The organism is Aliidiomarina celeris (assembly GCF_003316875.1).
In the GTDB taxonomy this organism is placed as follows: Bacteria; Pseudomonadota; Gammaproteobacteria; order Enterobacterales; family Alteromonadaceae; genus Aliidiomarina; species Aliidiomarina celeris.
The window spans coordinates 165011-189163 of record NZ_QMIL01000003.1; the positions used below are offsets into that span (position 1 = coordinate 165011).

General features: G+C 49.4%; 24 protein-coding genes and 5 tRNA genes. 7 read left to right on the forward strand and 22 right to left on the reverse strand.

What is annotated here, in order from left to right; translation table 11 throughout:
• Positions 1-29: 29 nt before the first annotated feature.
• Genes DQW12_RS08300 through DQW12_RS08330 form a run of 7 tightly spaced genes read right to left on the reverse strand, consistent with a single transcriptional unit; the run spans position 30 to position 6659 of the window.
• Positions 30-239, reverse strand: coding sequence for a hypothetical protein (locus DQW12_RS08300; protein ID WP_113907399.1), 210 nt, complete (start codon positions 237-239; stop codon positions 30-32).
• Between the two features lie 59 nt (positions 240-298).
• Positions 299-1834, reverse strand: a complete 1536-nt coding sequence (gene lnt, locus DQW12_RS08305) for an apolipoprotein N-acyltransferase (protein ID WP_113907400.1) — start codon at positions 1832-1834, stop codon at positions 299-301.
• A complete protein-coding gene (gene corC, locus DQW12_RS08310; RefSeq protein ID WP_113907401.1) occupies positions 1821-2690 on the reverse strand; it encodes a CNNM family magnesium/cobalt transport protein CorC in 870 nt (289 codons plus the stop codon). The genes lnt and corC overlap by 14 nt, the downstream gene beginning before the upstream one ends.
• 15 nt (positions 2691-2705) lie before the next feature.
• Positions 2706-3197 (reverse strand): rRNA maturation RNase YbeY, encoded by a 492-nt coding sequence (gene ybeY, locus DQW12_RS08315; RefSeq protein WP_113907503.1) that lies wholly within the window; start codon positions 3195-3197, stop codon positions 2706-2708.
• Positions 3187-4203 (reverse strand): PhoH family protein, encoded by a 1017-nt coding sequence (locus DQW12_RS08320; protein ID WP_113907402.1) that lies wholly within the window; start codon positions 4201-4203, stop codon positions 3187-3189. The genes ybeY and DQW12_RS08320 overlap by 11 nt, the downstream gene beginning before the upstream one ends.
• Positions 4204-4248: 45 nt before the next feature.
• Entirely contained in the window at positions 4249-5688 is a 1440-nt protein-coding gene (miaB, locus tag DQW12_RS08325) for a tRNA (N6-isopentenyl adenosine(37)-C2)-methylthiotransferase MiaB (RefSeq protein ID WP_113907403.1), read from the reverse strand.
• Positions 5689-5729: 41 nt separating this feature from the next.
• On the reverse strand, positions 5730-6659 hold the full coding sequence (locus DQW12_RS08330) for a DMT family transporter (protein WP_232819930.1): 930 nt from the start codon (positions 6657-6659) through the stop codon (positions 5730-5732).
• Between the two features lie 98 nt (positions 6660-6757).
• On the opposite strand from DQW12_RS08330, the gene DQW12_RS08335 reads away from it, so the two are divergent.
• Positions 6758-8017, forward strand: coding sequence for an FAD-dependent oxidoreductase (locus DQW12_RS08335; protein ID WP_157957883.1), 1260 nt, complete (start codon positions 6758-6760; stop codon positions 8015-8017).
• 27 nt (positions 8018-8044) lie between these two features.
• Here DQW12_RS08335 and DQW12_RS08340 read toward each other — a convergent pair.
• From DQW12_RS08340 to DQW12_RS08370, 7 genes are all read right to left on the reverse strand, one after another.
• A tRNA-Leu gene (locus DQW12_RS08340) sits at positions 8045-8131 on the reverse strand.
• A 37-nt stretch (positions 8132-8168) separates the two neighbouring features.
• Positions 8169-8243, reverse strand: a tRNA-Gln gene (locus DQW12_RS08345).
• A 64-nt stretch (positions 8244-8307) separates the two neighbouring features.
• A tRNA-Gln gene (locus DQW12_RS08350) sits at positions 8308-8382 on the reverse strand.
• A gap of 15 nt (positions 8383-8397) precedes the next feature.
• A tRNA-Leu gene (locus tag DQW12_RS08355) sits at positions 8398-8482 on the reverse strand.
• Positions 8483-8496: 14 nt separating this feature from the next.
• Positions 8497-8573: transfer RNA gene (locus DQW12_RS08360), tRNA-Met, on the reverse strand.
• Positions 8574-8761: 188 nt separating this feature from the next.
• Positions 8762-9439 carry an SDR family oxidoreductase gene (locus DQW12_RS08365; RefSeq protein WP_113907405.1) on the reverse strand — a complete coding sequence of 226 codons (678 nt, stop codon included), beginning with the start codon at positions 9437-9439 and terminating at the stop codon, positions 8762-8764.
• A gap of 12 nt (positions 9440-9451) precedes the next feature.
• On the reverse strand, positions 9452-10837 hold the full coding sequence (locus DQW12_RS08370; RefSeq protein ID WP_113907406.1) for a class II fumarate hydratase: 1386 nt from the start codon (positions 10835-10837) through the stop codon (positions 9452-9454).
• 186 nt (positions 10838-11023) lie between these two features.
• On the opposite strand from DQW12_RS08370, the gene DQW12_RS08375 reads away from it, so the two are divergent.
• Genes DQW12_RS08375 through DQW12_RS08390 form a run of 4 tightly spaced genes read left to right on the forward strand, consistent with a single transcriptional unit; the run spans position 11024 to position 15347 of the window.
• Complete coding sequence (locus DQW12_RS08375; RefSeq protein ID WP_157957884.1) at positions 11024-11701, forward strand: methylamine utilization protein; 678 nt, start codon at positions 11024-11026, stop codon at positions 11699-11701.
• Positions 11688-14021 carry a putative bifunctional diguanylate cyclase/phosphodiesterase gene (locus tag DQW12_RS08380; RefSeq protein WP_113907408.1) on the forward strand — a complete coding sequence of 778 codons (2334 nt, stop codon included), beginning with the start codon at positions 11688-11690 and terminating at the stop codon, positions 14019-14021. The genes DQW12_RS08375 and DQW12_RS08380 overlap by 14 nt, the downstream gene beginning before the upstream one ends.
• A gap of 43 nt (positions 14022-14064) precedes the next feature.
• On the forward strand, positions 14065-14919 hold the full coding sequence (locus tag DQW12_RS08385) for a DUF3034 family protein (RefSeq protein ID WP_232819931.1): 855 nt from the start codon (positions 14065-14067) through the stop codon (positions 14917-14919).
• A gap of 11 nt (positions 14920-14930) precedes the next feature.
• Entirely contained in the window at positions 14931-15347 is a 417-nt protein-coding gene (locus tag DQW12_RS08390; protein ID WP_113907409.1) for a group I truncated hemoglobin, read from the forward strand.
• Positions 15348-15399: 52 nt separating this feature from the next.
• Here DQW12_RS08390 and ychF read toward each other — a convergent pair whose 3' ends face one another.
• The 5 genes from ychF to DQW12_RS08415 form a co-directional block, all read right to left on the reverse strand.
• Positions 15400-16491: a redox-regulated ATPase YchF gene (gene ychF / locus DQW12_RS08395; protein WP_113907410.1), complete on the reverse strand. Its 1092-nt coding sequence runs from the start codon at positions 16489-16491 to the stop codon at positions 15400-15402.
• A 36-nt stretch (positions 16492-16527) separates the two neighbouring features.
• Complete coding sequence (pth, locus tag DQW12_RS08400) at positions 16528-17112, reverse strand: aminoacyl-tRNA hydrolase (RefSeq protein WP_113907411.1); 585 nt, start codon at positions 17110-17112, stop codon at positions 16528-16530.
• A 14-nt stretch (positions 17113-17126) separates the two neighbouring features.
• Positions 17127-17759, reverse strand: coding sequence for a 50S ribosomal protein L25/general stress protein Ctc (locus DQW12_RS08405; protein WP_113907412.1), 633 nt, complete (start codon positions 17757-17759; stop codon positions 17127-17129).
• 137 nt (positions 17760-17896) lie between these two features.
• Complete coding sequence (locus tag DQW12_RS08410) at positions 17897-18178, reverse strand: hypothetical protein (RefSeq protein WP_113907413.1); 282 nt, start codon at positions 18176-18178, stop codon at positions 17897-17899.
• Positions 18179-18334: 156 nt separating this feature from the next.
• Entirely contained in the window at positions 18335-19378 is a 1044-nt protein-coding gene (locus DQW12_RS08415; RefSeq protein ID WP_113907414.1) for an alkene reductase, read from the reverse strand.
• Positions 19379-19561: 183 nt separating this feature from the next.
• Between DQW12_RS08415 and DQW12_RS08420 the strand changes: the two genes are divergently transcribed.
• Complete coding sequence (locus DQW12_RS08420; protein ID WP_113907415.1) at positions 19562-20089, forward strand: DUF1543 domain-containing protein; 528 nt, start codon at positions 19562-19564, stop codon at positions 20087-20089.
• 94 nt (positions 20090-20183) lie between these two features.
• Here the strand turns inward: DQW12_RS08420 and DQW12_RS08425 are convergent, their stop codons facing one another.
• From DQW12_RS08425 to lolB, 3 genes are read right to left on the reverse strand one after another with little or no spacing between them, the layout of a single operon-like run.
• Complete coding sequence (locus DQW12_RS08425; RefSeq protein ID WP_113907416.1) at positions 20184-21131, reverse strand: ribose-phosphate pyrophosphokinase; 948 nt, start codon at positions 21129-21131, stop codon at positions 20184-20186.
• A 48-nt stretch (positions 21132-21179) separates the two neighbouring features.
• Positions 21180-22079, reverse strand: coding sequence for a 4-(cytidine 5'-diphospho)-2-C-methyl-D-erythritol kinase (gene ispE / locus DQW12_RS08430; RefSeq protein WP_113907506.1), 900 nt, complete (start codon positions 22077-22079; stop codon positions 21180-21182).
• Positions 22076-22762 (reverse strand): lipoprotein insertase outer membrane protein LolB, encoded by a 687-nt coding sequence (gene lolB / locus DQW12_RS08435; RefSeq protein ID WP_113907417.1) that lies wholly within the window; start codon positions 22760-22762, stop codon positions 22076-22078. Before lolB ends, ispE begins: the two co-directional genes overlap by 4 nt.
• Before the next feature lie 129 nt (positions 22763-22891).
• On the opposite strand from lolB, the gene hemA reads away from it, so the two are divergent.
• Positions 22892-24151 carry a glutamyl-tRNA reductase gene (gene hemA, locus DQW12_RS08440; protein WP_113907418.1) on the forward strand — a complete coding sequence of 420 codons (1260 nt, stop codon included), beginning with the start codon at positions 22892-22894 and terminating at the stop codon, positions 24149-24151.
• Positions 24152-24153 lie beyond the last annotated feature (2 nt).

The window sequence follows — 24153 nt, forward strand, 5'->3', positions numbered from 1 at the left end:
GTAGAAAAATTCAAAGGAAAAAATGGCGCTTAAGAAAGCGCCATGGCAAGGATCATAACCAAGGCTATCACAATTCCCGCGAAGCCAAAGAAAGCGTATTCAACGCGCTCCTTCGCCACTTCATCGGCGCTCATAGTCTCGGTAATCACCGGTATAAAAGTCATGATTACACTGGCGAGACCTAAACCTCCAGCGGCAACCATAGCGGTAAATAAAATAGCGTGTAGTAGATCGATCATGGGCTCATTTCCTTGCTTCAATGAATAGTGTTTAGTGTATCCACTTTCCGTGCTGTTGACTACGCCTGAGGAGGCTTTCTTGTGACAAAGCGCGGGCTGACTGCGTACAGTGCTAATAGCATAGCAAAAAGTGCTGCAGGCCATGTACCTAAACGGGTGTAGTAGGTTGTACCCGCGACTAACGCTACCTCAACACTGAGCACACCCGGTTCAAATTGCGCAATGCGGCCAAGTGAATAGCCACGTTCATCTACTGCTGCGGTAATACCATTATTGGTGGCGCGCAATAAAGGTCGGCCAAACTCCATTGCACGCATGCGCGCTATTTCAAGGTGTTGATGCGGACCATGCGAATCACCAAACCAACTGTCATTACTAATCGTTAATAAAAGGTCTGTTTCTGGGTTAATTTGCGTGCGCAAATAGCCTGAATAGGCCACCTCGTAACAAATATTAGCAGCAAGCTGGTGCCCATTCACTTGCAAGTTCGGTTGTACTGCGTTGCCGCGGCTAAAGCTCGACATAGGAAGATTAAACAGCGGCGCGAGCGGCCGCAGCAGATCCTCAAAGGGCACGAATTCGCCAATGGGCAACAAATTATGTTTTTGATAGCGATTGTTATTGTTCCAAGCATAGGGTGCGTTGGTGTCACCAAATACTGCGATAGTGTTGTAAAAATCACGCGCTTCGGGTTGATAATCAATAACACCACTGACAATGGTTGTGTTGTGCGTGCGCGCCCTGTGGTCGAGGTCGGCGAGAGGCCCTTGGGCAAAGGGCTCTATAAAGGTAATCGCCGACTCAGGCCAAATTACAATGTCGTGGTTGGCATAGTGCGGCCGGCTTAAGTCTTGATAAGCAATAAAATTGGGCCACTCTTGCTCTGGGTCCCATTTTAAGTCTTGTTTGATATTGCCCTGAACAAGCGCTGCGCTAACCGTTTCGCCAGTGAGCTGCATTGGATTTAACATTGGGCTAAACCACGCCAGCGCATAAACCGCGATCGGTAAACTAAGCCATTCTAAACGTTTGGAGAGCACAGTATAGGCAAAGCCAATGGCAGTGAGTAACACGGCCACACTAATGCCCACCTCACCCACATGGGGAGCGAGTTGACCCAAGGTAGTGTCGGTTTGCGTATAACCGAGGGTGAGCCATGGAAAGCCTGTTAAGAACCAACCGCGCGCAAGTTCACAAAGCAACCAAATTATTGGGAAGCTGAGCAGTGCTGCACGCTTGTTGAAACGGCGCAAACGAAACCATAAACCGGCCGCAAGCGCTGGAAACAGCGCTAAATAGGCTACCAGAATAAACATTACGGCGAGCGAAGCGAGAAAGGGCATGCCACCGAAACGGTCAATGCTCACGAAAACCCAGCTAATGCCTGTTCCAAACCAACCTAAACCAAACAAGAAACCAGTGAACAGGGCCTGTTTACCCGTTTGACTATAGGATAGCAGTAACAGCAGCAGTGCTATGGCTACAGGCGCGAGTGCGCCGAGTGAAAAGGGCGCGTATGCAAGCACCATAGCTGCGCCGCTTAAGGCGGCCACAGCATAGCGCACAGTGGGGTTACGAAAACTAATGCGGCGCATTTTCGGCTTTTGCGAGCTCCGTAACTTGTAGTTGTTGTATACGCCGGCGATCCGCCGCAGTTACTTTAAACTGGAATTGACCAATTTCAACAGACTCGCCTATTTCTGGAACATGGCCAAAGGCTTGCGCCACCATACCGCCAATAGTATCAATTTCTTCGTCGGAGAATTCTGTGTGGAAGAACTCGTTGAAGTCTTCGATGGGGGTGAGGGCTTTTACCATGCAACGGGTAGCACTTACGCGGCGAATATTCGCGCGTACTTCGTCTTCGTCGGTTTCGTCTTCAATTTCCCCAACAATTTCTTCTAACACGTCTTCGATTGTTACTAAGCCCGACACCCCGCCATATTCGTCTACTACAATGGCCATGTGGTAACGCTTCGAGCGAAACTCTTTGAGTAATGCGTCTACCCGTTTACTTTCCGGCACTATCACTGCGGGACGCATAACTTTTTCGAGCAAGAAGGGCTCTTCAATCATTTTGAAACCATAGGCGAGTAGATCTTTGGCGAGCAAAATCCCTTCAATATGGTCTTTGTTTTCGCTTACCACCGGATAACGCGAATGCTGCGTTTCAATCACAATAGGGAGGAATTCTTCAACAGACTGGTTTTTGTCGATAGTGACCATTTGTGAGCGCGGAATCATAATGTCGCGCACTTTTAACTCGGCGACATCGAGCACTCCTTCAATCATTTCCTTAGTATCAATGTCAATCAAGTCGCGGCTTTCAGCGTCTTGAATCATATCGACTAATTCTTCACGGGTATTCGGCTCGGCGGTAAAATTTTGCAATAAACGCATTGCCCAAGATGTTTTTTTATGATTACCCGACGGGGGGTTGTCATCGCTCATGCGGTGATCATGCTCCTAGTTAGTTTGCTCTAAATAAGGGTCTTGAATACCAAGGCCCGCTAAAATGGCGCGTTCTAGATTTTCCATTTCTTCAGCCTCTGTGTCCGTTATATGGTCATAGCCGATTAAATGCAATACTCCATGTATCACCAAATGTGCCCAATGATGTTGAATCGGTTTATTTTGCTGTTGCGCTTCGGTTTCAACGATCTCGGCGCAGATCACTAAATCGCCCAGCAAAGGGAGTTCTAGCGCGGTGCTCATGGCTTCATTCGCTATCGGCGCAAAAGGCTCGTAAGGAAAAGACAACACATTGGTTGGTTTGTCTTTCTGCCGATAATCGAAATTCAAACTTTGACTTTCTTCTGGTGCAACAACACGAATCGTAAGTTCAGCTTGCTCCATGGTGCTAGTGGCAAGCGCCGCTTTTACCCAAAGTTCAAAGTCGGACTGCGCCGGAATAGCCTTGCCTTCGGCTGCAATTTGCAGGTCAAGTTCAAGCCTCATTGGCGGTACTTCCATTTTGTAGTTTTTTCTTTTTATCGAAGGCCTCGTAGGCTTGTACGACACGCTGCACCACAGGGTGGCGTACAACGTCGGCGGCATTGAAGAAAGTGAAACTTATGTCGTTCACTTCGTGTAAAATTTCAATGGCTTGGCGTAGTCCAGAGCGCTGGCCTCGGGGTAAATCCACTTGCGTAATGTCACCGGTAATAACAGCCTTGGAGTTAAAACCAATACGCGTTAAGAACATTTTCATTTGTTCAGGCGTTGTGTTTTGGCTTTCGTCCAAAATTATAAACGCGTCGTTCAGCGTACGCCCGCGCATATAGGCGAGCGGCGCCACTTCAATTACGTTGCGTTCAATGAGCTTTTCAACTTTTTCAAAACCCAGCATTTCAAATAATGCATCGTAGAGCGGGCGTAAGTACGGATCTACTTTTTGTGCGAGGTCGCCCGGTAAAAAGCCAAGTTTTTCGCCGGCTTCTACGGCAGGGCGGGTGAGCAGAATGCGGCGAATCTCTTGCCGCTCCAGCGCGTCTACTGCAGCGGCTACCGCAAGATAGGTTTTACCTGTGCCGGCAGGGCCAATACCAAAATTAATATCGTGACCTAAAATCGCCCGCACATAGTCTTGCTGGTTTTTATTGCGTGGCTTTACCAAACCCCGTTTGGTTTTAATCGTGGTATGTTTGTCGTCGTCAGGCGCTTCGTCTACTTCGAGCGCTTTGCTCTCTTGAATGGCCATGTGCACTTGGTCGGGTTCGATAGCGGGTAAGCGCCCACGTACCGGCGCGGTATCTACATAAAGGTCACGCAAAATCTGGCTACTGGCAAGAATACCGGCCGGGTGCCCAATAATTTGAAAATGGTTGTCGCGGTAGCTAATTTCTACCCCTAAACGCCGCTCTAAATGGCGAATGTTGTCGTCGAACGGGCCACAAAGGTTGGCCAGCCGTTTGCTGTCGGCTGGCTCCAAATAAAGCTCAAAAGTTTCTGGGGAATGACTCAAAATAGCTCCAACAATATGAATGCAATGAGTGAGGGCATAGGTTCTTTAAGGCACAAAGTGCATTACACCTTTGTTGTTTTCTGGGCTGTTGTCGGGCTCTTGATGCTTAGCAAGAATGTCTTGCGGCGACGTCGCCACCCGCAAGCCCATGTCTTTCTCTTCGCGTATCAGTTCACCGCGCAGCGAGTTTGGTAAGGCTTCGGTAATACGAACGTCGACAAACTTTCCGATCATGTCGGGGCGGCCTTCGAAATTAACAACACGGTTATTCTCAGTACGGCCAGCAAGTTCCATTGGGTTTTTCTTGGAAGGACCAATAACCAAAATGCGTTGTTCCGTGTTGAGCATTTGCCGCGCATGGCGCTGTGCTTGTTGATTAATGCGCTGCTGCAAAATTTGCAGGCGTTGCTTTTTCGTTTCTTCGCTCACGTCGTCGGGTAAATCTGCCGCTGGGGTTCCTGGGCGAGCGCTATAAATAAAGCTAAAGCTCATGTCAAAATCGATGGCTTGAATTAAATCCATGGTTTTCTGGAAATCGTCGTCTGTTTCACCCGGAAACCCAATAATAAAGTCGGAAGACATGGCAATAGTGGGGCGTACCTTCTTTAATTTGCGAATTTGCGACTTATACTCAAGCGCCGTATGGCCCCGTTTCATTAACGCGAGAATGCGGTCGGAACCACTTTGCACGGGCAAGTGAAGGTGGCTAACCAATTCCGGAATAGTTTCGTAGGCGGCAATAATGTCGTCGGTAAATTCCACCGGGTGCGATGTGGTGTAGCGAATGCGGTCAATACCGTCGATAGCGGCAATAAGGTGCAGCAGTTCGGCAAAGGAACAAACGCTACCGTCAAAGTTTTCACCGCGGAACGCATTCACGTTTTGGCCAAGCAGGTTCACTTCGCGCACACCTTGGTCGGCTAATTGGGCAATCTCAAAAAGCACATCGTCGACGGGGCGGCTTACTTCTTCGCCACGGGTGTAAGGCACAACACAGAAGGTACAATATTTGCTGCACCCTTCCATAATAGACACGAACGCACTTGGGCCGTCGGCTACAGGTTCTGGTAAGCGGTCGAATTTCTCAATTTCAGGGAACGAAATGTCAATAACCGAGCCTTTTCCTGCCGACAGTTCTGCAAGCATTGCAGGTAAGCGGTGCAGGGTTTGCGGGCCAAATACCAAGTCAACAAAAGGCGCACGCTCGCGAATAGCCGCACCTTCTTGCGAGGCCACGCAGCCACCAACACCAATAACCAAGTCAGGCTTGTCGTTCTTGAGTAACTTCCAACGGCCAAGCTGATGGAAAACTTTTTCTTGGGCCTTTTCGCGAATAGAGCAGGTGTTGAGCAGGATCAAATCAGCCTCTTCTGCCTCAGCAGCGGGCTCGTATCCGAGTTGTGCGTGTAGTAAATCTGCCATTTTGCCCGAGTCGTACTCGTTCATTTGGCAGCCCCACGTTTTTATATAAACCTTCTTCGCCATGCGCTCCACTTCACTTCTAGGTTCTAAAAAGGGCGGTTATTTTAACGCGTTCTACCCCCCGATACCACACCTGATAATGAGTTTACCGGGTTGCGTGTTCGGCGCAGAGCAAGGTAACCGGCCACGAAGATAATTGCGCTGCCCAGTACCATGGTAAAGGTAATGGCTTCGCCCCAAATTAAATACCCTAAAAGTGCAGCAAAAATAACAGAGCTGTAGGTAAATACGCCCACTTGCGAAGGAGGTGCAATGCTAAATGCGCGGGTCATGGCAAGTTGGCCGACAACAGCAAGTAAGCCAATACCGAGGATCGCTCCCCATGCTGAAGGGGCGATAGGCTGCCAACGAATGAGCATGGGCAAGGCAGAAAGAACAGAAGCAAAAAATGAAAAATAGAATACTATTTTACTCGGTGACTCGGTAGTTGAAAGCTTTCGAATCATCGTTTTTGTCCAAGCGGCAAATACAGCAGCAACTAGCGCCACAACCACCATGGGGTGAATGCTTTGCGCGAGCGGGTTAAGGAAGATGAGCGCGCCAGAAAAGCCTAACGCAATAGAAAATATAACGCGCTGAGAAATGCTTTCTTTCAGCCAAAAATAACTAATGATGGGAATAATAAAGGGAGCCATTAAAAGCACGAGTGTAGCTTGTGCAAGAGGAATGGTTGCAATAACCAGAAAGAATAAGTACATGGCGGCAATGCCCACCACAGCGCGCAATAAATGCAGTGGTAGCTGCTCGGTTTTAAACGCAGTAGTGCGGCGCCGATAAAGCCACGGCAGCAGTAAAATAAAGGCAAACAGGTTGCGAAAGAAGACAAGGTGCTCATAGGGCAAGGTTTGCGACGCATGTTTTACTAAAGCGCTGACACCCGCAAAACACAATTCGGCGATAAGCACCAGAGCAGAGGCAATAACTATGGGGTTCTTGAAATGCGGCATGGGTTGTTTTTGCTCAAGGCGTTTCACAGAAGCTTAGCTTATCATGCTTGCTTTCTTTCGGCATAATGAAGACTGTAGAGTCGAGGCGACATAAAAGCTGCGGCAGAATAGTGAAGAGTGGTGTAATGAGCTTAGCTATATCAAAAAAAATGTCAGAAAAAATGCCAGAACAGAGCGCTGATATTCTGGTTGTCGGTGGTGGTATGGTGGGTGGAGCCTGTGCTTTAGGCCTTGCGCAAGCCGGTTATAAGGTTTTGGTAATTGAACCTTATCCGCCCAGCAATCCATGGTCAGATTCTAAAGGCGAGGCGATAGATAGCGCCTCGCCGCCCTACGACCTGCGCATTTCTGCGGTAACGGCCGACAACATTAACTTTTTAGAAGCACTCGGTGTTTGGTCGAGTATACGCGCGATGCGCGCGCACCCTTTTTATCAACTCGCTGTTGCCGACAGTAGTGAACAATGGCTGGAACTCGGTACGGCGTCAGAACGGTCGGGTAGTGCCCCGTTGGGCTATATGATTGAAAATAAAGTGCTGCAATATGCGCTTTATGAACAGTTGCAGGCGCACCCCTCAATACGTTTAATCGAGTCACCTCTTGTTGAACTAGAACCGGCAGAGCAGCGAGCGACCACTCAAAGTGGCATCGAAATAGGGTTTCGCTGGGTTATCGGCTGCGACGGAGCCCGTTCAATGGTGCGCAGTAAAGCGGGCATCGGGGTCGCTGGCCGAGATTACGGCGAAAGCTGCGTACTCAGTATTGTGAAAACTGAAGAACAAGTAGCGGCGCGTACGTGGGAGCGCTTCGACGAAACCGAAATTCATGCGCTATTGCCGCTAGATAATCGCCACGCATGCCTTATTTTGTATGCCAAAACAGACCAAATGAAAGCTTGGGTCGGGCAATCAGGTGCTGACAAGAGTCATAGCAACAGAATGCAAACCGAACTTGAACATAGATTCTTGCGCCATGTTGGGCCGTTTCAAATTGAGAATGTTGGGCATTTCCCGTTAGTTCGGCAAAGCGCGCTCGCCTATGTGCGAGGCACTACCGTTTTACTCGGTGACGCTGCGCACAGTATTCACCCCATGGCGGGGCAGGGCGTTAACCTTGGTTTTCGCGACGTTCGTGCGTTGCTCAAGGTTTTTCACGCGAACACGGCAAGCGAACCAGATATTGCGCGCGGCTTGAAACAATTCACCATGCAGCGCCGAGCAGACAACGAACTCATGGCCCACAGTATGGACGCCATTGGTTGGGGATTTCATAGCCAAAACATGGCAGTGACAACTGCGCGGCGCGTGTTGCTCAATGCGTTGCGAAAATTTAGTTTGGGGAAAAGCGTTATGACGGCTTATGCCAGTGGCGTTTGGAAGCTATAAGGAGAGCATTAACTAGGTGTTCTTTGTTGGTGCGGAGGGGGGGACTTGAACCCCCACATCCTTTCGGATACTAGCACCTGAAGCTAGCGCGTCTACCAATTCCGCCACCACCGCAACTACAATTCTATTTACTGAATATGCCAACAAAGAATGGCTGGGGTACCAGGATTCGAACCTGGGAATGGCGGGATCAAAACCCGCTGCCTTACCGCTTGGCTATACCCCAGCAGCCTGAGCGCTCTTCGCTGGAACTTACCTTTGCTGACCAATTGCGTCGGAAATGATAAAGATGGCTGGGGTACCAGGATTCGAACCTGGGAATGGCGGGATCAAAACCCGCTGCCTTACCGCTTGGCTATACCCCAACAGCGAAGAAACTTTGGTGCGGACGGAGAGACTCGAACTCTCACGCCGTGAAGCACTGGAACCTAAATCCAGCGTGTCTACCAATTCCACCACGTCCGCAACATTCGTTTGGTTGGTGGCTACGGCGGGACTCGAACCTGCGACCCCATCATTATGAGTGATGTGCTCTAACCAGCTGAGCTACGTAGCCATACCAAATTGTGTTTCTTGTGCACCTCAGTGCGGCGCGTATTATGCGAATCCGCGCCGTGCGCGTCAACCTCTTTTCACAAAAAAAACAGCATTATTGTGTCAACTGCTCAAAAAATAGATGCTGCCGCTGCAAATGTGATCAATTCGAAAGCGGGCGGCTAAAAAACAACCCGCATTCTAATTGAACTAGAATGGCAAAATGTCGCCGTTGCTGTGCCAAAAGGTGCCGCTGTTCTCTAAGCTTAATTCGGCAATGCGTGCGCGCAAGCGTTCTGCCGCCGTTTCTGCGCTAATGTCTCCCGCGTGGTTCACCATGTCGGTTTGTACAAAGCCGGGGTGCAACAAGGCTACGGCAACACCGTCGGCTTTCAGGTCGTGCGACAATGAAACACCTGCAGCATTTAGCGCGGCCTTGGACATACGGTAGCCATAGTAGCCGCCACTGCCGTTGTCAGTCATGGAACCCATGCGGCTGGTAATAAGACCTACTTTGCTGCCTTTGGTTAAGTGCTTTCGAAGCGCAATGGTAAGCTGCAACGGGGCCAATGCGTTTACTTCAAACTGCTTCAAAATCGCATCGCTCGGCGCGTTGTCTAATGGCTCACGGGTTAGGATTCCTGCGTTTTGAATCAAAATATTAAGGGTGGTTGAGCCGAGCGCTTGCGACACCAGCGCACCTGCATTTGCCGCTGTTACGTCAATACCTGAAATAATCTCAACCGACTGCTTCTTTGCGAGCGCAGATAATTGCTCCGACGGCTCTCGGCACACAGCCCAAACCGTGTTGCCTTGCTCTGCGTACTGGCTCGCAAGGGCAAAGCCAATACCTCTATTGGCTCCAGTAATAAGAACATGCTGGGTCATGTAGAACTCCTTTTAACTTTTTGTGTGTTGCGACTGGGTGAGCGCTAATGGATTCAGGAGGCGCTCAAGCTCAGCCGTGTCGAGGTTTGTTTCTTCTTTTGCAACCTCAAAAATAGGGCGATTTTCCGCATAAGCTTTCTTTGCTATACGGGCCGCTTCGTTGTAACCGATCACTGGATTTAGCGCGGTCACTAAAATTGGATTACGGGTGAGGGCTTTATCGAGTTGTGCGCTATTTACCGTAAAACCGAGAATACAGTGCTCGGTAAGTGCTTGCGCGCTGGTGGTCATTAATTCAATACTTTGCAGCAAGTTGTAGGCAATAACCGGTAACATAACATTGAGCTGAAAATTACCCGACTGACCGGCAATATTAATGGTTGCATTGTTACCCAAAGCTTGCGCGCAGGCCATGGCCACGGCTTCCGGAACAACCGGATTTACTTTGCCAGGCATAATGCTTGAGCCCGGCTGCAAGGCGGGCAGCTGAATCTCACCTAACCCCGCGAGTGGGCCGCTATTCATCCACCGTAAGTCGTTGCTAATTTTCATCATCGCCGTAGCCAGTGAACTCACAGTGCCGGAGGTGGCCACCGCAATATCTTGCGCTGCAATGTGGCTAAATGCATTGGCTGTTGGGGTAAAAGGTTGGTCGGTAAAGTCACTCATACAGGCACAAAACTGTGCGGCAAATTCAGGGTGCGCATTAATGCCTGTGCCGATGGCGGTTCCGCCTTGTGGCAACGCGCGGAGCTGTGGCAACAGGGCATTGAATCGTTGTTCGGCCATTTCCAACTGATGCGCCCACGCTCGAAGTTCTTGCCCGAGGGTGAGTGGCATGGCGTCCATGAGGTGAGTTCGGCCTGTTTTTACACAGTCGTCGAATTCAACCGCGCGCTTTTCAATTGCCGCGCGTAACCCTTGTAAAGCAGGAATTAACTTACGGGTAATACGGCGCGCTGCGCTGAGTTGAATTGCCGTGGGTATTACATCGTTGCTGCTTTGGCCGAGGTTTACATGATCGTTTGGGTGAATCTCGAGCCCCGACGATTTACTCGCAAGCGTTGCCAATACTTCGTTTACGTTCATATTGGTGCTTGTACCGCTGCCAGTCTGAAATACGTCTACTGGAAATTGTTTCTGCCAGCGCCCCTCAAACACTTCAAGCGCCGCTTGCATAATGGCATCGGCTTTATTTTCCGGTAACAAACCAAGCTGACTGTTCGCTTCCGCCGCACAGTATTTAATCAAGGCGACCGCGCGAATAAAAGCAAAGGGTAGGGTAATGCCGCTTATTTTAAAATTGTTAATCGCGCGTTGGGTTTGTGCGCCATATAAAGCGTCGCTGGGAACTTCAACGTCGCCCATCGAATCGCGTTCAACTCGGTATTCACTCATGCCTTACTCCTTTTCTGCAGTACCGCAATAACAAGCTTATGTATATCATGGTGATGGCTGAGGCGCAGTATTTCAATGTTTTTAGGTGTTAGAGAAAAGATACGTAAATTAAATTTTACTTTTCGGCGCTTAGGCTTAACTATTAGTGAGTATTTTTTATTCTCCAAACAAAAAGCCGGAGTGTGGATGAAGAGAATAACTATTGGTGTGTTGCTCATAGCGTTTTCTGCGGAGCCTGAGGCAGCGGAATTAAAACTGATTGATGCAGACGGCAATGCACTTGTGGGCGCGGTGTTGGTTCAATTTCTGGATGAGTCGGTGCAAGTCGACGTAGAGCCAAAACTTCATATTATGGACCAAGTGAATCGCCAGTTTTCACCGCAGCGGCTTGTTATCGGCGTTGGTGATCAAGTTACTTTTCCGAATAGCGACAACATTCGCCATCATGTGTATTCATTTTCGCCAGCGCGTACTTTCGAATTGCGCTTATTTGAGTCGGGCGACTCGCCTGCCATAGCGTTCCCAAGCCAAGGGGTAGTGGCCGTTGGGTGTAACATTCACGATCAAATGGAAGGGTACATATTGGTGAGTGCTTCTTTGAACTATCAGGAAAGTGATAGTAGCGGTGTTATTACCTACCCTGAAACGTGGCAAACCACTGAGAACTGGTTTGTTTGGCACCCATGGATGTCGCATCAAGGAATGGCGCCTGTGGCTGTGTCGTTAGGTGCTGTTCAACAAAGTAATGGTTTACAAGATGAGGTTCAACAAAGCGTTCAGTTGCAAGTGACAGCTCCACCGCAGGCAGATGAGTCGCGCTTAGAGCAGCGGTTTCGTAGGAGAGTGATTCGTGGCGGGAATTAGCTTTCAAACGAAGCTACTTTTGCTGTTGGCGGGCTTGGTTAGCACCGCTTTAGCTATTTTAGTGTTTGCTATTTATGTGGCAACGCAAGCGAGCATTGACCGCAACGTGGAACGCGAACTGGGCGTGAGTCAACGCGTATTTTTACAAGTGTTGGAACTACGAGAAGCACAATTACAGCAAGCTGCAGCGGTGTTAGCCGACGATTTTGGCTTTCGTGAAGCGGTGGCAACTGCAGACGAAGGCACCATATTATCGGCCTTGGTCAATCACGGCCAACGCCTGCAAGCCGACCTCATTACCTTGTTGTCGCCGCAAGGTGAGGTAGTGGTTACCACCCACGACATCGCCCAAACTGAACGCGTTTTAGAGTTGGCTTCCGGTCAGTCCGGTGATGACTTCGGTATGATTGTGGCAGAGGGGGAAATTTACCAATTAGTGGCTGTCCCTGTGCGCGCACCGCATCTCATTGGAGTGGTTGTGCTGGGATTTGCGGTCGACAATCAGCTTGCCGAGCAATTTCGACAATTAACCAATAACCATGTGAGTTTTGTCGCCTTGTTGTCAAATGGCGACTCTTTTTTGGTTTCGTCTTCTGAGCAAATTGTGGGTTCCAACTTGCTGAATGAAATTGAGGCGAACCCAAGTGGTCAAGCGGTGTTGCAGTCGCTTGGAATGCGCGGAATTTGGATTGAGTTTTCTGGCCAACAAACCTTAGACGGCGCAACCGAGAAAAACCTGCAGGTGCTTATTACCGCGTCAACTCTGGAGGCAGCCGCCCAGTTTAAACAATTGCAGCAGCAACTCACGCTTGTTGCTCTTTTTACGCTTATAGCTGCTATTTTGTTAGCTCTCGGTTTAGGGGCGCAAGTGACCAAGCCTGTGCGCATGCTGGCAGACGCTGCTAAACGAATTGCGTTGGGCCGTTACGACAGCCGCCTTGAAATAACCAGTAGAGACGAAATTGGCCAGTTGGCGCTCTCGTTCAATAGCATGCAGCAGGCAATCTCTGAACGGGAAGGGCGTATTTCGTACCAGTCGTACCACGACTCAATGACGGATTTACCGAATCGACGCTACCTAACAGACGAAGTACAGCGCAGGTTTGCCGCTCAAACTCCGTTTGTACTGGTTTTAATGAACCTCGACAATTTTAGCCGATTAAATAATATGTTTGGGCAAACCGTGTGTGACCAGTTGCTGGTAGAAGTTGCACGCCGGTTGCGTACTCTCTCGCAGGCAGAGCATTGGGTTGCGCGCTTACATGGCGACGAGTTCGTGCTTCTTAGTGAGTCTGTAGGTTTAGATTTCGAGCAGAATTTGTGCGCTATGCTGGAGCAAATGCAAACGCGTATTTTGCTTAATAATGTCAGTTACTCGGTGGATATTTCAGCGGGGTTTGCGCGTTATCCCGAACATGGTGAGGAATTTGATATTTTGCTTCGCCGAGCGCAATACGCACGCCGAGCGGCGCGCCGTGAGCAGCTGTTCTTGAGCGGTTACACAGACGGCGAGGAAGAGCCTTATTTGAGAGCTTTAGCGGTGTCCGCAGCCTTAAAACAGGCACTCGAGGAAGAACGCTTTAGTTTAGTTTTTCAACCTCAAATCGATTTAACCGAGCAACGTATAGCGGGTGTCGAAGCATTGATTCGTTGGATTGACCCAGAGTTGGGCTTTGTGAGCCCCGTCGAGTTTATTCCGTTAGCTGAACAAAGTGGCGTAGTGAATGGCATTACCCATTGGGTGCTAAAAAAGGCAATTCAGCAATTAGTGTATTGGCATGAGCAAGGTATGAAGATTGCGATGTCGGTGAATCTGTCGGCGACAGACCTGAACGATAGCGACTTATTTGCTGTAGTGGAGAGCCAGGTGAACAAGGCGAAGCTGGCCCCGAATTATTTAACCTTAGAAGTGACAGAAAGCGCGGTAATGGAGAATCCGGAGCAATCGATAGCTTTGCTGCAACGCTTCAAGAACGCCGGTTATGCGATTGCTATTGACGACTACGGCACGGGCTATTCGTCACTTGCTCAGCTGCGTAACTTGCCCGCTGATGAGCTTAAAATTGACCGCGCTTTTGTGATGAATCTGAGCAGCGACAGTACCGATCAAACCATTGTAGAGTCGACGATTCAAATGGCACACCAGTTAGGTTTACGGGTGGTTGCTGAGGGCGTGGAAACAGAGGAAGTTTGGCAAGCACTTGCCAACTACGGTTGTGACCTACTGCAAGGTTATTACATTGCGAAGCCTATGAGTGAAAGCGATTTCAGTCGTTGGTTTGCCGATTTTAACCTGAAGGAAATATCCCCAAAAGCTTGATGGGCAAAAGAGCGTAATTTTGGAAACGAGAATAAGGAAAAGTATGAAAACAAGAATGAAGATTTTGGCTTCGCTGCTGCCAGTTGTACTCTCGTGCGCCTTAGTTGCGCCCGTATCAGCGGAGGGGGGGCGTTTGCTCGCAACGGGAGGGGTAACCATGATCGAAGGCGCTGCTGGCGGTGGCTTGGTGCCATGGGCGGTACTCAGCAGTTACGCTGAAGAGGACGAATGGGGTGGAACGGTGGCGGTAAGCCAAGCCGACGTGAACGACTTTCGATTGTCGGTAATGGGGGTGTCGGTGAACTACCGCAATCGTTTGGAATTGTCTTTCGCTAAGCAAACCTTCAACTTAACCACCATTGGTGGCGACCTTACGCAAAATATTTTAGGAGCAAAGTACCGGCTCGGTGGCGATATTCTTTATGGTCAAATGCCGCAAATTAGTTTGGGCCTGCAATACAAAGAGAATACGCGTTTTGGCTTACCACAAGCGGTCGGTGCGCAACGCGATAGCGATATTGACGCCTATCTTGCTGTCAGCCGAGCTTGGTTGGCAGGGCCTTTTGACCGAACGTGGCTGGTGAATGGTACGGTTCGGGCAACCCGTGCAAATGAAACTGGCTTACTTGGCTTTGGCGGCGATTTAAACGACAGCCATGAGCTTCTGGCAGAGGTGGCAGTAGGCGTGTTTTTACATCGCTCGCTGGCGCTTGGTGTGGAGTATAAGCAAAAACCAAGCAATTTAGGCTTTGCGGAGGAAAGTGACTGGAGCTCGCTCTTTATGGCGTGGTTTCCGTCAAAGTCGGTCGCCATTACCGGCGCGTATGTCGACCTAGGTGAAATTGCAGGTTTAGCGGGTCAAGAAGGCTTTTATTTAAGTCTTCAAGCTAGCTTTTAGGAGTGAATAAAATGAAATGTTTTAGTGCTTTTGTTGTTTGTATCTTGCTGATCATGCCAAATGTGGCTGTCGGCCAAACCCTTTATGATGAACTTGGGCAGAAGCAGGGTATTGAGAATATTGTCGAAGAGTTATTGTTTAATATTGCCGATGATCGACGGATTCGCCATCATTTTGCGGAATCCGATTTAACCCGTGTGCACCAAATGTTGAGTGAACAAATTTGTGAACTCACTGGTGGGCCTTGTGTGTATTCTGGCGACGACATGGTGACCTCGCATACCGGAATGGGAGTTACCCGAGCCGACTTTAATGCACTGGTTGAATGCTTGCAGTTGGCGCTCGACACCTTTGAAATTCCAGTGGGCGCACAGAACAGATTGTTAGCTCTGTTAGCCCCCATGCACCACGAAATTGTGGGGTTGTAAGCGCGGCACTGCCGCGCATAAACCCTTTGGCGCTATTCTTTGCAATTATGCATTACACGTTAAAGCGGAAGTGAATTACATCGCCGTCTTTCACAATATATTCCTTTCCTTCGAGGCGCCATTTACCGGCGTCTTTCGCGCCTTGCTCGCCGTTATTGGCAATGAAGTCGTCGTAGCCGACGATTTCCGCGCGAATAAAGCCTTTTTCAAAGTCGGTATGAATACGGCCGGCGGCTTGGGGGGCGGTGGAGTTTTTCTTGATGGTCCACGCTCGTACTTCTTTTACGCCTGCGGTGAAGTAGGTGTGTAAATTGAGGAGCTCGTAACCGGCGCGAATAACACGGTTTAAGCCTGGCTCGGTTAAGCCCATGGTTTCTAAAAACTCGTCTTTCTCTTCATCGTCTAATTCGGCAATTTCAGCTTCTATTGCCGCACAAACAGGAACCACAATAGCATTTTCATTTGCTGCAATGTCGCGCACTTTGTCGAGTAACGGGTTGTTCTCGAAGCCGTCTTCGGCCACGTTACAAATATACATGGTGGGTTTTAAAGTAAGCAGGTTGAACGAGCGAATAGTTTTGCGATCGTCGTCACTCAGCTCTACCGAGCGCGCCATTTGCCCTTCCGACAACGCCGGCAGCAATTTCTCAAGCACGGTCATTTCTGCTTTCGCTTGTTTGTCGCCGCCTTTGGCTTTTTTGCCGAGTCTATGAATCGCTTTTTCTACCGAGTCCAAATCGGCGAGGGCCAACTCCGTGTTAATGGTGTCAATGTCGTCAGCTGGGTCTACGCGGCCCGCAACGTGCACAATGTTTTCGTCGTTAAAGCAGCGCACAACGTGGCCAATGGCGTCGGTTTCACGAATGTTTGCAAGGAATTGATTACCCAAGCCTTCACCTTTTGACGCGCCTTTTACGAGGCCGGCGATATCCACAAATTCCATAGTTGTTGGAATCACTTTTTGTGGTTTTACAATCGCTGAAAGTGCCGCTAAACGTTCGTCGGGAACCGCAACCACACCGGTATTCGGCTCAATCGTACAGAACGGGAAGTTGGCTGCATCAATGCCAGCTTTGGTTAATGCATTAAAGAGAGTTGATTTTCCAACGTTGGGTAAACCAACGATTCCGCATTTAAAGCCCATAACGAATCCTGTGTGTGTCGAAGGCCAATTAGGTGGCTACCGAATTGAGTGTAAGTACTGTTTAGCATCGAGCCAACCGGCTGTAAGTGCTCGTTCTACGGCACGAACGGAGTCGTCGATACTCTTGTTAATCGCTTCACGATCAGTTGCTGGCGGCTTCCCCAATACATGAGGAGTCACCCGGTCTTTGTGGCCGGGATGGCCAATGCCAATGCGTAAACGATGAAAATTATTGTTGTTGCCAAGTGCTCGAATAATATCGCGCAAGCCGTTGTGGCCACCATGGCCACCGCCTTGCTTAAAACGCGCAACTCCAGGCGCCAAATCTAGCTCGTCATGCACCACAAGAATTTGTTCGGGCGTTACTTTGAAAAATGTAGCCATAGCACCTACGGAAAAGCCACTGCGATTCATAAAGGTGGTGGGCATAAGTAAGCGAACATCTTGATAGGGGGCAGCAAGGCGAGCGGTAATGCCTTGGTATTTCGAGTCGGCGGTAAGGGTAGCCGAAAATGTACGCGCCAGCTCCTCAATGAACCAAAACCCGGCATTGTGCCGGGTTTGTTCATATTCGGGGCCCGGATTTCCCAGGCCCACGATTAAACGAATGTCAGCAGACATGCCAACGCACTCGCTTATTCTGCGTCGCTTTCAGCTTCACCGCTGTCGGCATCTTCACTGTCAGCTTTTTCAGTTTTTGCTGCAGTTACTGTAACAACGGTTTGGTCGTGGTTTTCACCGCGCGTTAATTCAACCAAAGTTACACCTTTAGGCACAACAAGGTCAGTTAAGTGCACGTTGTCGCCCACAGCTAAGCCGGCTAGATCAACTTCGATAAACTCTGGAAGATCTTTCGGTAAGCAGGTAATTTCCACGTCGTTTAAGTGGTGAACGATTACGCCGCCAGCCTTTTGAATTGCTTCTTCATTTAAGAAGTGCAAAGGCACATTGGTGTGCAACTCTTCTTTCGCGCTTACACGTTGGAAGTCAAGGTGAATAAGCTTTGGCTTATATGGGTGACGTTGCACGTCTTTCAGAATAGCTTGGTGCTTCTTACCGTCGATGTGAAGGGTAAGAATATGGCTGTAGAAACCTTCGTGATCAGCAGCGTTGTTCAGCTTGTCGTGATCTAAAGTTAATGATAGCGCTTCTTTGTCGCCGCCATAAAGAATGGCAGGAACTTTGTTCGCGTGACGTAGGCGGCGGCTCGCACCTTTACCCAAGTCGTTGCGAACTTCAGCGTTAAATTCGTAAACTGGTGAACTCATGAGTTTATCTCCAAAACTTTCGTACTCATTAGATGAAGCAAGACCCCGCGACCAAGGCCTTGCAAGAACCCCTTTTCCAAGGGCGGCGCATTCTACCACTACTCGTACGTTGACGCAATTAAGAACGGCAGTTCGGGCTAGCTGTTGAGATGTTGGCTGTGTAGGTACTCAAAATGCTCGGCGTTGGTAAATGCCTTTACGCCCTCCGTTTGAATGGCTTTAACGCCGGCTTTAATGGCTTCGCTGGAAGACGAAAAGGTGGTCGTCCAAACTGCCGCAACGCCGTAGCTATTGATAATTCGTAATTCCCATTCAATGGTGCCGTTCTCTGTGCTTTGGCGGTGCGCCGTAATTTCGAGTTCGTCAGAGGCAATGTGCACCACGTGAATAACCTCGCTAACCACTATATCTAGATTCATTAATCGCGTCCTTGTGTTGCTGATAAAGAGTGTTGCTGATAAATAGTGTTGCTGATAAATAGTGTTGCTGATAAACACCTTGAAACTTAGTCAAAAATAGCTTTTATCAACAGCACAAGAACGCTTTTTACGCAATTAACGAGTATTTTTTAGCAATCACGTTAAGGTTTTGAGCATCTCAACATCGTACTCCACGAGCGGTTGGTCATTCTGTACCCGTTCAACCCAGTCTGGATTGGCGATAAACGCTCGGCCAATGGCGGCGAGATCATATTTGTTACCGGCTATGCCTTCGGCTGCGGTTTCCGCGGTAAGGCCACCCACATTCATAAAGGTGCCTTGGTAACGCTCACGAATATAGGTACTCGAACGGCCGCCTAAATGCTCAAAGGTTAGGCTGTCGTCAAAAATTCCAAGGTGCAAATAAGCAAGCGTACGTTGATTCAGTTGCTCGATAAAATAGTCGAATACTTCACGGTCTTTCGCGTCTGGTTCAATGTGTGCGTACGCACCCGGGGTAATACGCAATGCAGTTCGTTCTGCACCAACAGCGGCGCTAACGGCGTCGACAACCTGCAATGGGAATCGGCTCATGTTCTCCGGTGTTTGGCCGAATTCATCGGTGCGTTTATTGGTGTTGTAGTGGAGGAATTGGTCGAGCAAGTAGCCATTCGCACCATGAATTTCAACACCGTCAAAACCCGCCGCCATGGCGTTTTTTGCGGCTTGAACATAGTCGTTCACCAATTGCTCAATTTCGTCTGCGGTTAAGGCTTTAGGTACTTCGTAGCTTAAATCACGCATGCGAGGCAGGGTGCCTTCATGCTTAATGGCACTTGGCGCAACGGGCTGCAAACCGGAGAAATAAGAGTGTGCTACGCGCCCTACATGCCATAGCTGCATAAATATTTTACCGCCATTGGCATGTACTTTTTCGGTCACACCTTTCCACCCTTCAATTTGCGCGTCGCTGAAAATTCCGGGCACATTGGGGTAACCTTGAGCGTCGGGGCGAATAATGGTGGCTTCTGAAATAATAAGGCCTGCCGATGCTCGACGCCCATAATAGTCGGCCATTTCGTCGGTAGGTACCAGTTCGGGGCCTGCAAAACAACGAGTTAAGGGCGCCATTGCAATGCGGTTTGCAAGGGTAACGGAAGCATTCAAGGAAAAGGGTTCAAATAAAATGTCGTAGGCCATACATACTCCGTTGGCAAAAAGGAAATGAGCAGACAACTGCTCGCAAGTTGTCTACGAATGTGGGGTTCACTACGATCAATTTCAAGACACAGAGAAAAGGCATCGTTCTACTCTGGTATTGACGAGCGAGAAGTCGGTATTATGCGCACACTATTATCGTGTAATAAAAAAAGGCAAGTGGGTATGCGTAAACAGTTGTTTTTGGTCTACTTGGGCGGCTCAGCGAGCGGTGCGAATATTGAATTGCATGACATTCGATTTGTGATCGCAGAACAGATAGAACAAGCCTTTCCTGCGTTAAAACAGCAATGGTTTGGCAACAAAAGTAGTGTGCACATGGACAGCTACGTTGCACTTCATCATGTAGACGGTTATCGCATTGTAGTGCGCAGTACGGATACTGATGCCACGAATAATAATGGTTTGAAACTCTATTTTGTGAATTTTGGTGGTTACTTCCCAGGCAAATTGGCCGAGTATCATGACTTTACTGTGGTGGTTGCAAGCTCGCCCGATGCCGCGAAGCAACAAGCAAAAGCAAAGGTTTACAGCGCAGGTTTAGCAGGCGCTGAACAGTTCCACAAAGACGATTTGCTGGCGGTAGACGACTGTTTAGCTGTGGATTTAATCGACGGTTACCGTATTGATTTGGAGCACGACGGCATTCAGCAACCGCTCGAACCCGACTGGATGGGATACCGACCGTTTTAATATTTACGCTATTGATGCTAAGCCAGCCGCAGTAAAGCGCAGCAACGAAAACGGGAGCCGAAGCTCCCGTTTGTACACACGCTAAAGAACGCGTTTAGTATTCGAACATAGCCGAAATTGACTCTTCGTTGCTCACTCGGCGCAGTGCTTCGGAAAGCATACCGCTGAGCGTGAGTTGAGTAACCAAACCCGTTGCTTTCATTTCTTCCGAAAGTGGAATGCTGTCGGTCACAATAACTTCGTCAATTTGCGAGTTTTTTAAGTTTTCCACGGCATTGCCTGAAAAAACTGGGTGCGTAGCGTAAGCAAACACCCTGCGAGCACCATTTTTCTTGAGTGCTTCAGCGGCTTTGGCGAGCGTACCACCGGTGTCGATCATGTCGTCAACCATCACACAGTCGCGGCCGTTCACGTCACCAATAATATGCATCACTTGCGACTCATTTGCCTTCGGCCGACGTTTGTCGATAATGGCAAGGTCCGCGTCGTTCATCAGCTTTGCCATGGCCCGTGCACGTACCACACCGCCAATATCGGGAGACACCATAACTGGGTCGTGAAAGGTTTGCTGCTTCATGTGTTCGAGCAATACCGGGCTACCAAAAACGTTGTCGACCGGCACGTCGAAGAAGCCTTGAATTTGTTCGGCGTGCAAGTCTACCGTGAGCACCCGATCAACCCCAACGCTTGAAAGAAAATCGGCGACAACTTTCGCGGTAATAGGTACCCGCGCAGAACGCACACGGCGATCTTGGCGCGCATAGCCAAAGTAGGGTAATACTGCTGTAATTCGACCTGCAGACGCACGACGCAAGGCATCGACCATGACAATAAGTTCCATTAAATTGTCGTTGGTAGGAGCACAGGTAGATTGGATAATAAAGACGTCCGAGCCTCGGACATTCTCGTTGATTTGAACGCTAATTTCGCCGTCGCTAAATCGACCTACATCGGCGTCGCCGAGTTTGATATAGAGTCGATCTGCTATCTTACGGGCGAGCTCAGGTATTGCATTGCCAGCAAAAAGCTTCATGTCAGGCACGGTAAACCTCGACCAAGTTGTGTGTGGATGCGGATAATCACGAGAGGATTAACCTTCCGAACAGTGTGCCAACGCCAAATGTGCAGGAGAGCGGTTTTGGCCTTGCGCAATAAACCCCCGACAACCGTTCGGTAAGTTAGCTAATGCATGTTCTGCCGCCGCTTTTGTAGCAAAAGGAGCGAAAATACAGGCACCAGTTCCCGTCATTCTGGACGGGCCGTATTGTAACAACCAGTCGAGTGCTACTGCAACCTGCCTGTAACAGGATCGAACCAGTGGTTCGCAGTCATTACGGCATGTTTTCCAGTCAATATCGTTATGCGGTAAGGGCTGGCTGTTTCTTGTTAAATCTTTGTGCTGAAAAATTTCTGCGGTACTAATATGCACATTGGGATGTACCACCACATAAAAACACTCGTCGGGGTACACCGGCTCGAGTTGTTCACCAACACCCCTAGCGAAAGCGGCGAAGCCATGCACAAATACGGGAACGTCGGCACCGAGCTGTAAGCCTAACGTAGCGAGCTCTGCAAGTGGCAAGTTAAGCTGCCATAACCGATTCAACGCAAGTAAAGTGGTGGCCGCGTCGGAGGAGCCGCCACCGAGCCCGCCGCCCATGGGCAAATATTTTTCCAGCTGAATGCTTACCCCGGCCTTTTGCCGTTGTACCACTGGTAGTTGCTGCTGTAACAACTGTGCTGCCTTTACAACTAAGTTTTGCGCGGCGGGAATAGCAAGCTGCTTACTGTCGAGGTTCAGGCACTCAAGAGTAATCTGACCGGTGCGATTCGGCGTAACATGAAGGAGGTCGGCAAGATCGAGAAATTGGAAAACGCTCTCAAGATTATGATAACCGTCTGTACGCCGGCCGGTAATGTGCAAAAACAAATTCAGCTTGGCCGGTGCGGGCAGCGTTAATGTGGGCTGGGTTTTAGCAAACGAAGTCAAGGCGTTAAGTTCCACTGATTAATTTGTAGTTTCAATTCAAAGCCCGGTTCTGTTACTTCAATTAAATGAGGCAGTAATACCGTTTTATTACTGTTGGGCTGAGCTACCGCTTGGTAATGACTGAGGTCGATTTGCCATTGTTGCCCGCTGCGCCAGTCGGCGAATTGATACTGAGCGAGCGTGCCGTCTTGATAATACGCAAAAGCGCTAGCGCCTTGTGCGGGTTTGCTGCCGACCAACGCTTGGCGAATCAACTCAAAAGGCATGTAAATTCCGGCATGGTTGGCAAGCAACTGCTCAACACTTGTGGCGGTATGGGTTTCGCCGTTCGGCAGCGTGAGGCTGGCCATCGGGCTTGGGTTGCTCATTGAACTTGGGTTGCTCGAACTTACCTGCAATTGGGCTAAGGTTCCGCGTAGTGGGTGCGAAATGCGTAACTGCTGCCCCTCACTATTTTGGCTCCAGCTCAGAGACGCGGCATCACGGTTGTTTTCGAGGGTATCAATAAGGGCAATACGGCCTCGAATGCGCCACGCGTTAATCGCTGCTAATTGTTGTTGATGCGCTTCGACAAGCCGGGGGTTAACCTGTTCAAAGCGTTCACTTTGGTCCGGGCGTAGGCTACAGGCGGCAAGCAATCCGAGTAGGGCGCTCAGTAGAATTAAACGAAGAATAAGGTTCATAGTTTCCAGCAATGGTGGAAAAACATAAGTTCACCACATTTAACGGGTGGCTTTCAATAGCAAGGTGCTTCGCATACAATATGCGGCTGACGAAAAACACTCACAAAACCTAGGGTAATTACACCGTTCATGACCATTCTGGCCATAGGCATTAACCACACCACAGCCACTGTTGACGTGCGCGAAAAGGTTGCTTTTCAACCGGAGCAGCTAGAGCGTGCCTTGCAGTCGTTGGTGCAGCAGGGGAACGTGCAAGAGTCGGTTATTGTGAGCACCTGTAACCGTACGGAGCTCTATTGCCATGCGGAACCTAGTGAAATAGAGGGTATTTTGCAATGGCTGGCCACTTTTCACCAGATTCCGATGGATCAGCTTCGCCAGTATATTTATCGGCATGAGAATGATCAGGCTATTTCTCACCTCATGGCGGTCGCCTCTGGTCTCGACTCGCTCGTACTTGGCGAGCCACAAATTCTTGGGCAAGTAAAAGACGCGTATCAATCTGCTCGGCAAGCAGGCACTGTGGGTACCCTGTTTGAACGTTTGTTCCAAGCGACCTTCGCGGCCGCAAAATCGGTACGAACAGAAACCGAAGTAGGGCAAAGTGCTGTTTCGGTGGCCTTTACGGCAGTAAATCTCGCCAAGCATATTTTCGCCGACTTAAAAAAAGCAGAAGTGCTTATTGTCGGTGCCGGTGAAACCGCAGAGCTCACAGCGCGACACCTGCGCGAGCAAGGTGTTGCCAAACTCAGTGTGGCAAACCGTACGCAAGCAAGAGCGCAAGAATTAACCAAGGTGGTAGGCGGTGAGGCGTATGCTCTCAGCCAGCTGCAGAGCTTATTACCTAAGGCCGATATTGTTATTTCTTCAACCGCAAGCCCAGTGCCGGTGATTGGAAAAGGTTGGGTAGAAACAGCAATTCGCCAGCGCCGCCACAAGCCAATGTTGTTTATTGACTTAGCCGTACCGCGCGACATTGAAGAAGAAGTAGGCGAGCTCAACGACGTGTATTTATATACAGTCGACGATTTACAGAAAATCGTAAGTAAAAATCTTCAGCAACGGCAAGAAGCAGCCCAAGAAGCCCGCGATATTATACAAAAGCATGTACAGCAATTTATAGGCTGGATGCAAAGCTTAAACAGTGTGGATATCTTGCGCGAGTACCGACAAAGCCACGCACGCCTTGCGGAAAAGCAGAAAGAGCGTGCACTAAACGCACTGCAGTCGGGTAAAGATCCTGCGGAAGTTCTGCAGGAATTAACGCAGCGTTTAAGTAACAGTTTTATGCATAAAACTACCGTGGCCATTCAAACGGCGGCACGACAAAACGATTTAACTGCCTTAGCGGCATATCAAAAACTTATTCACAACGAGGACGAAGCCTGAGC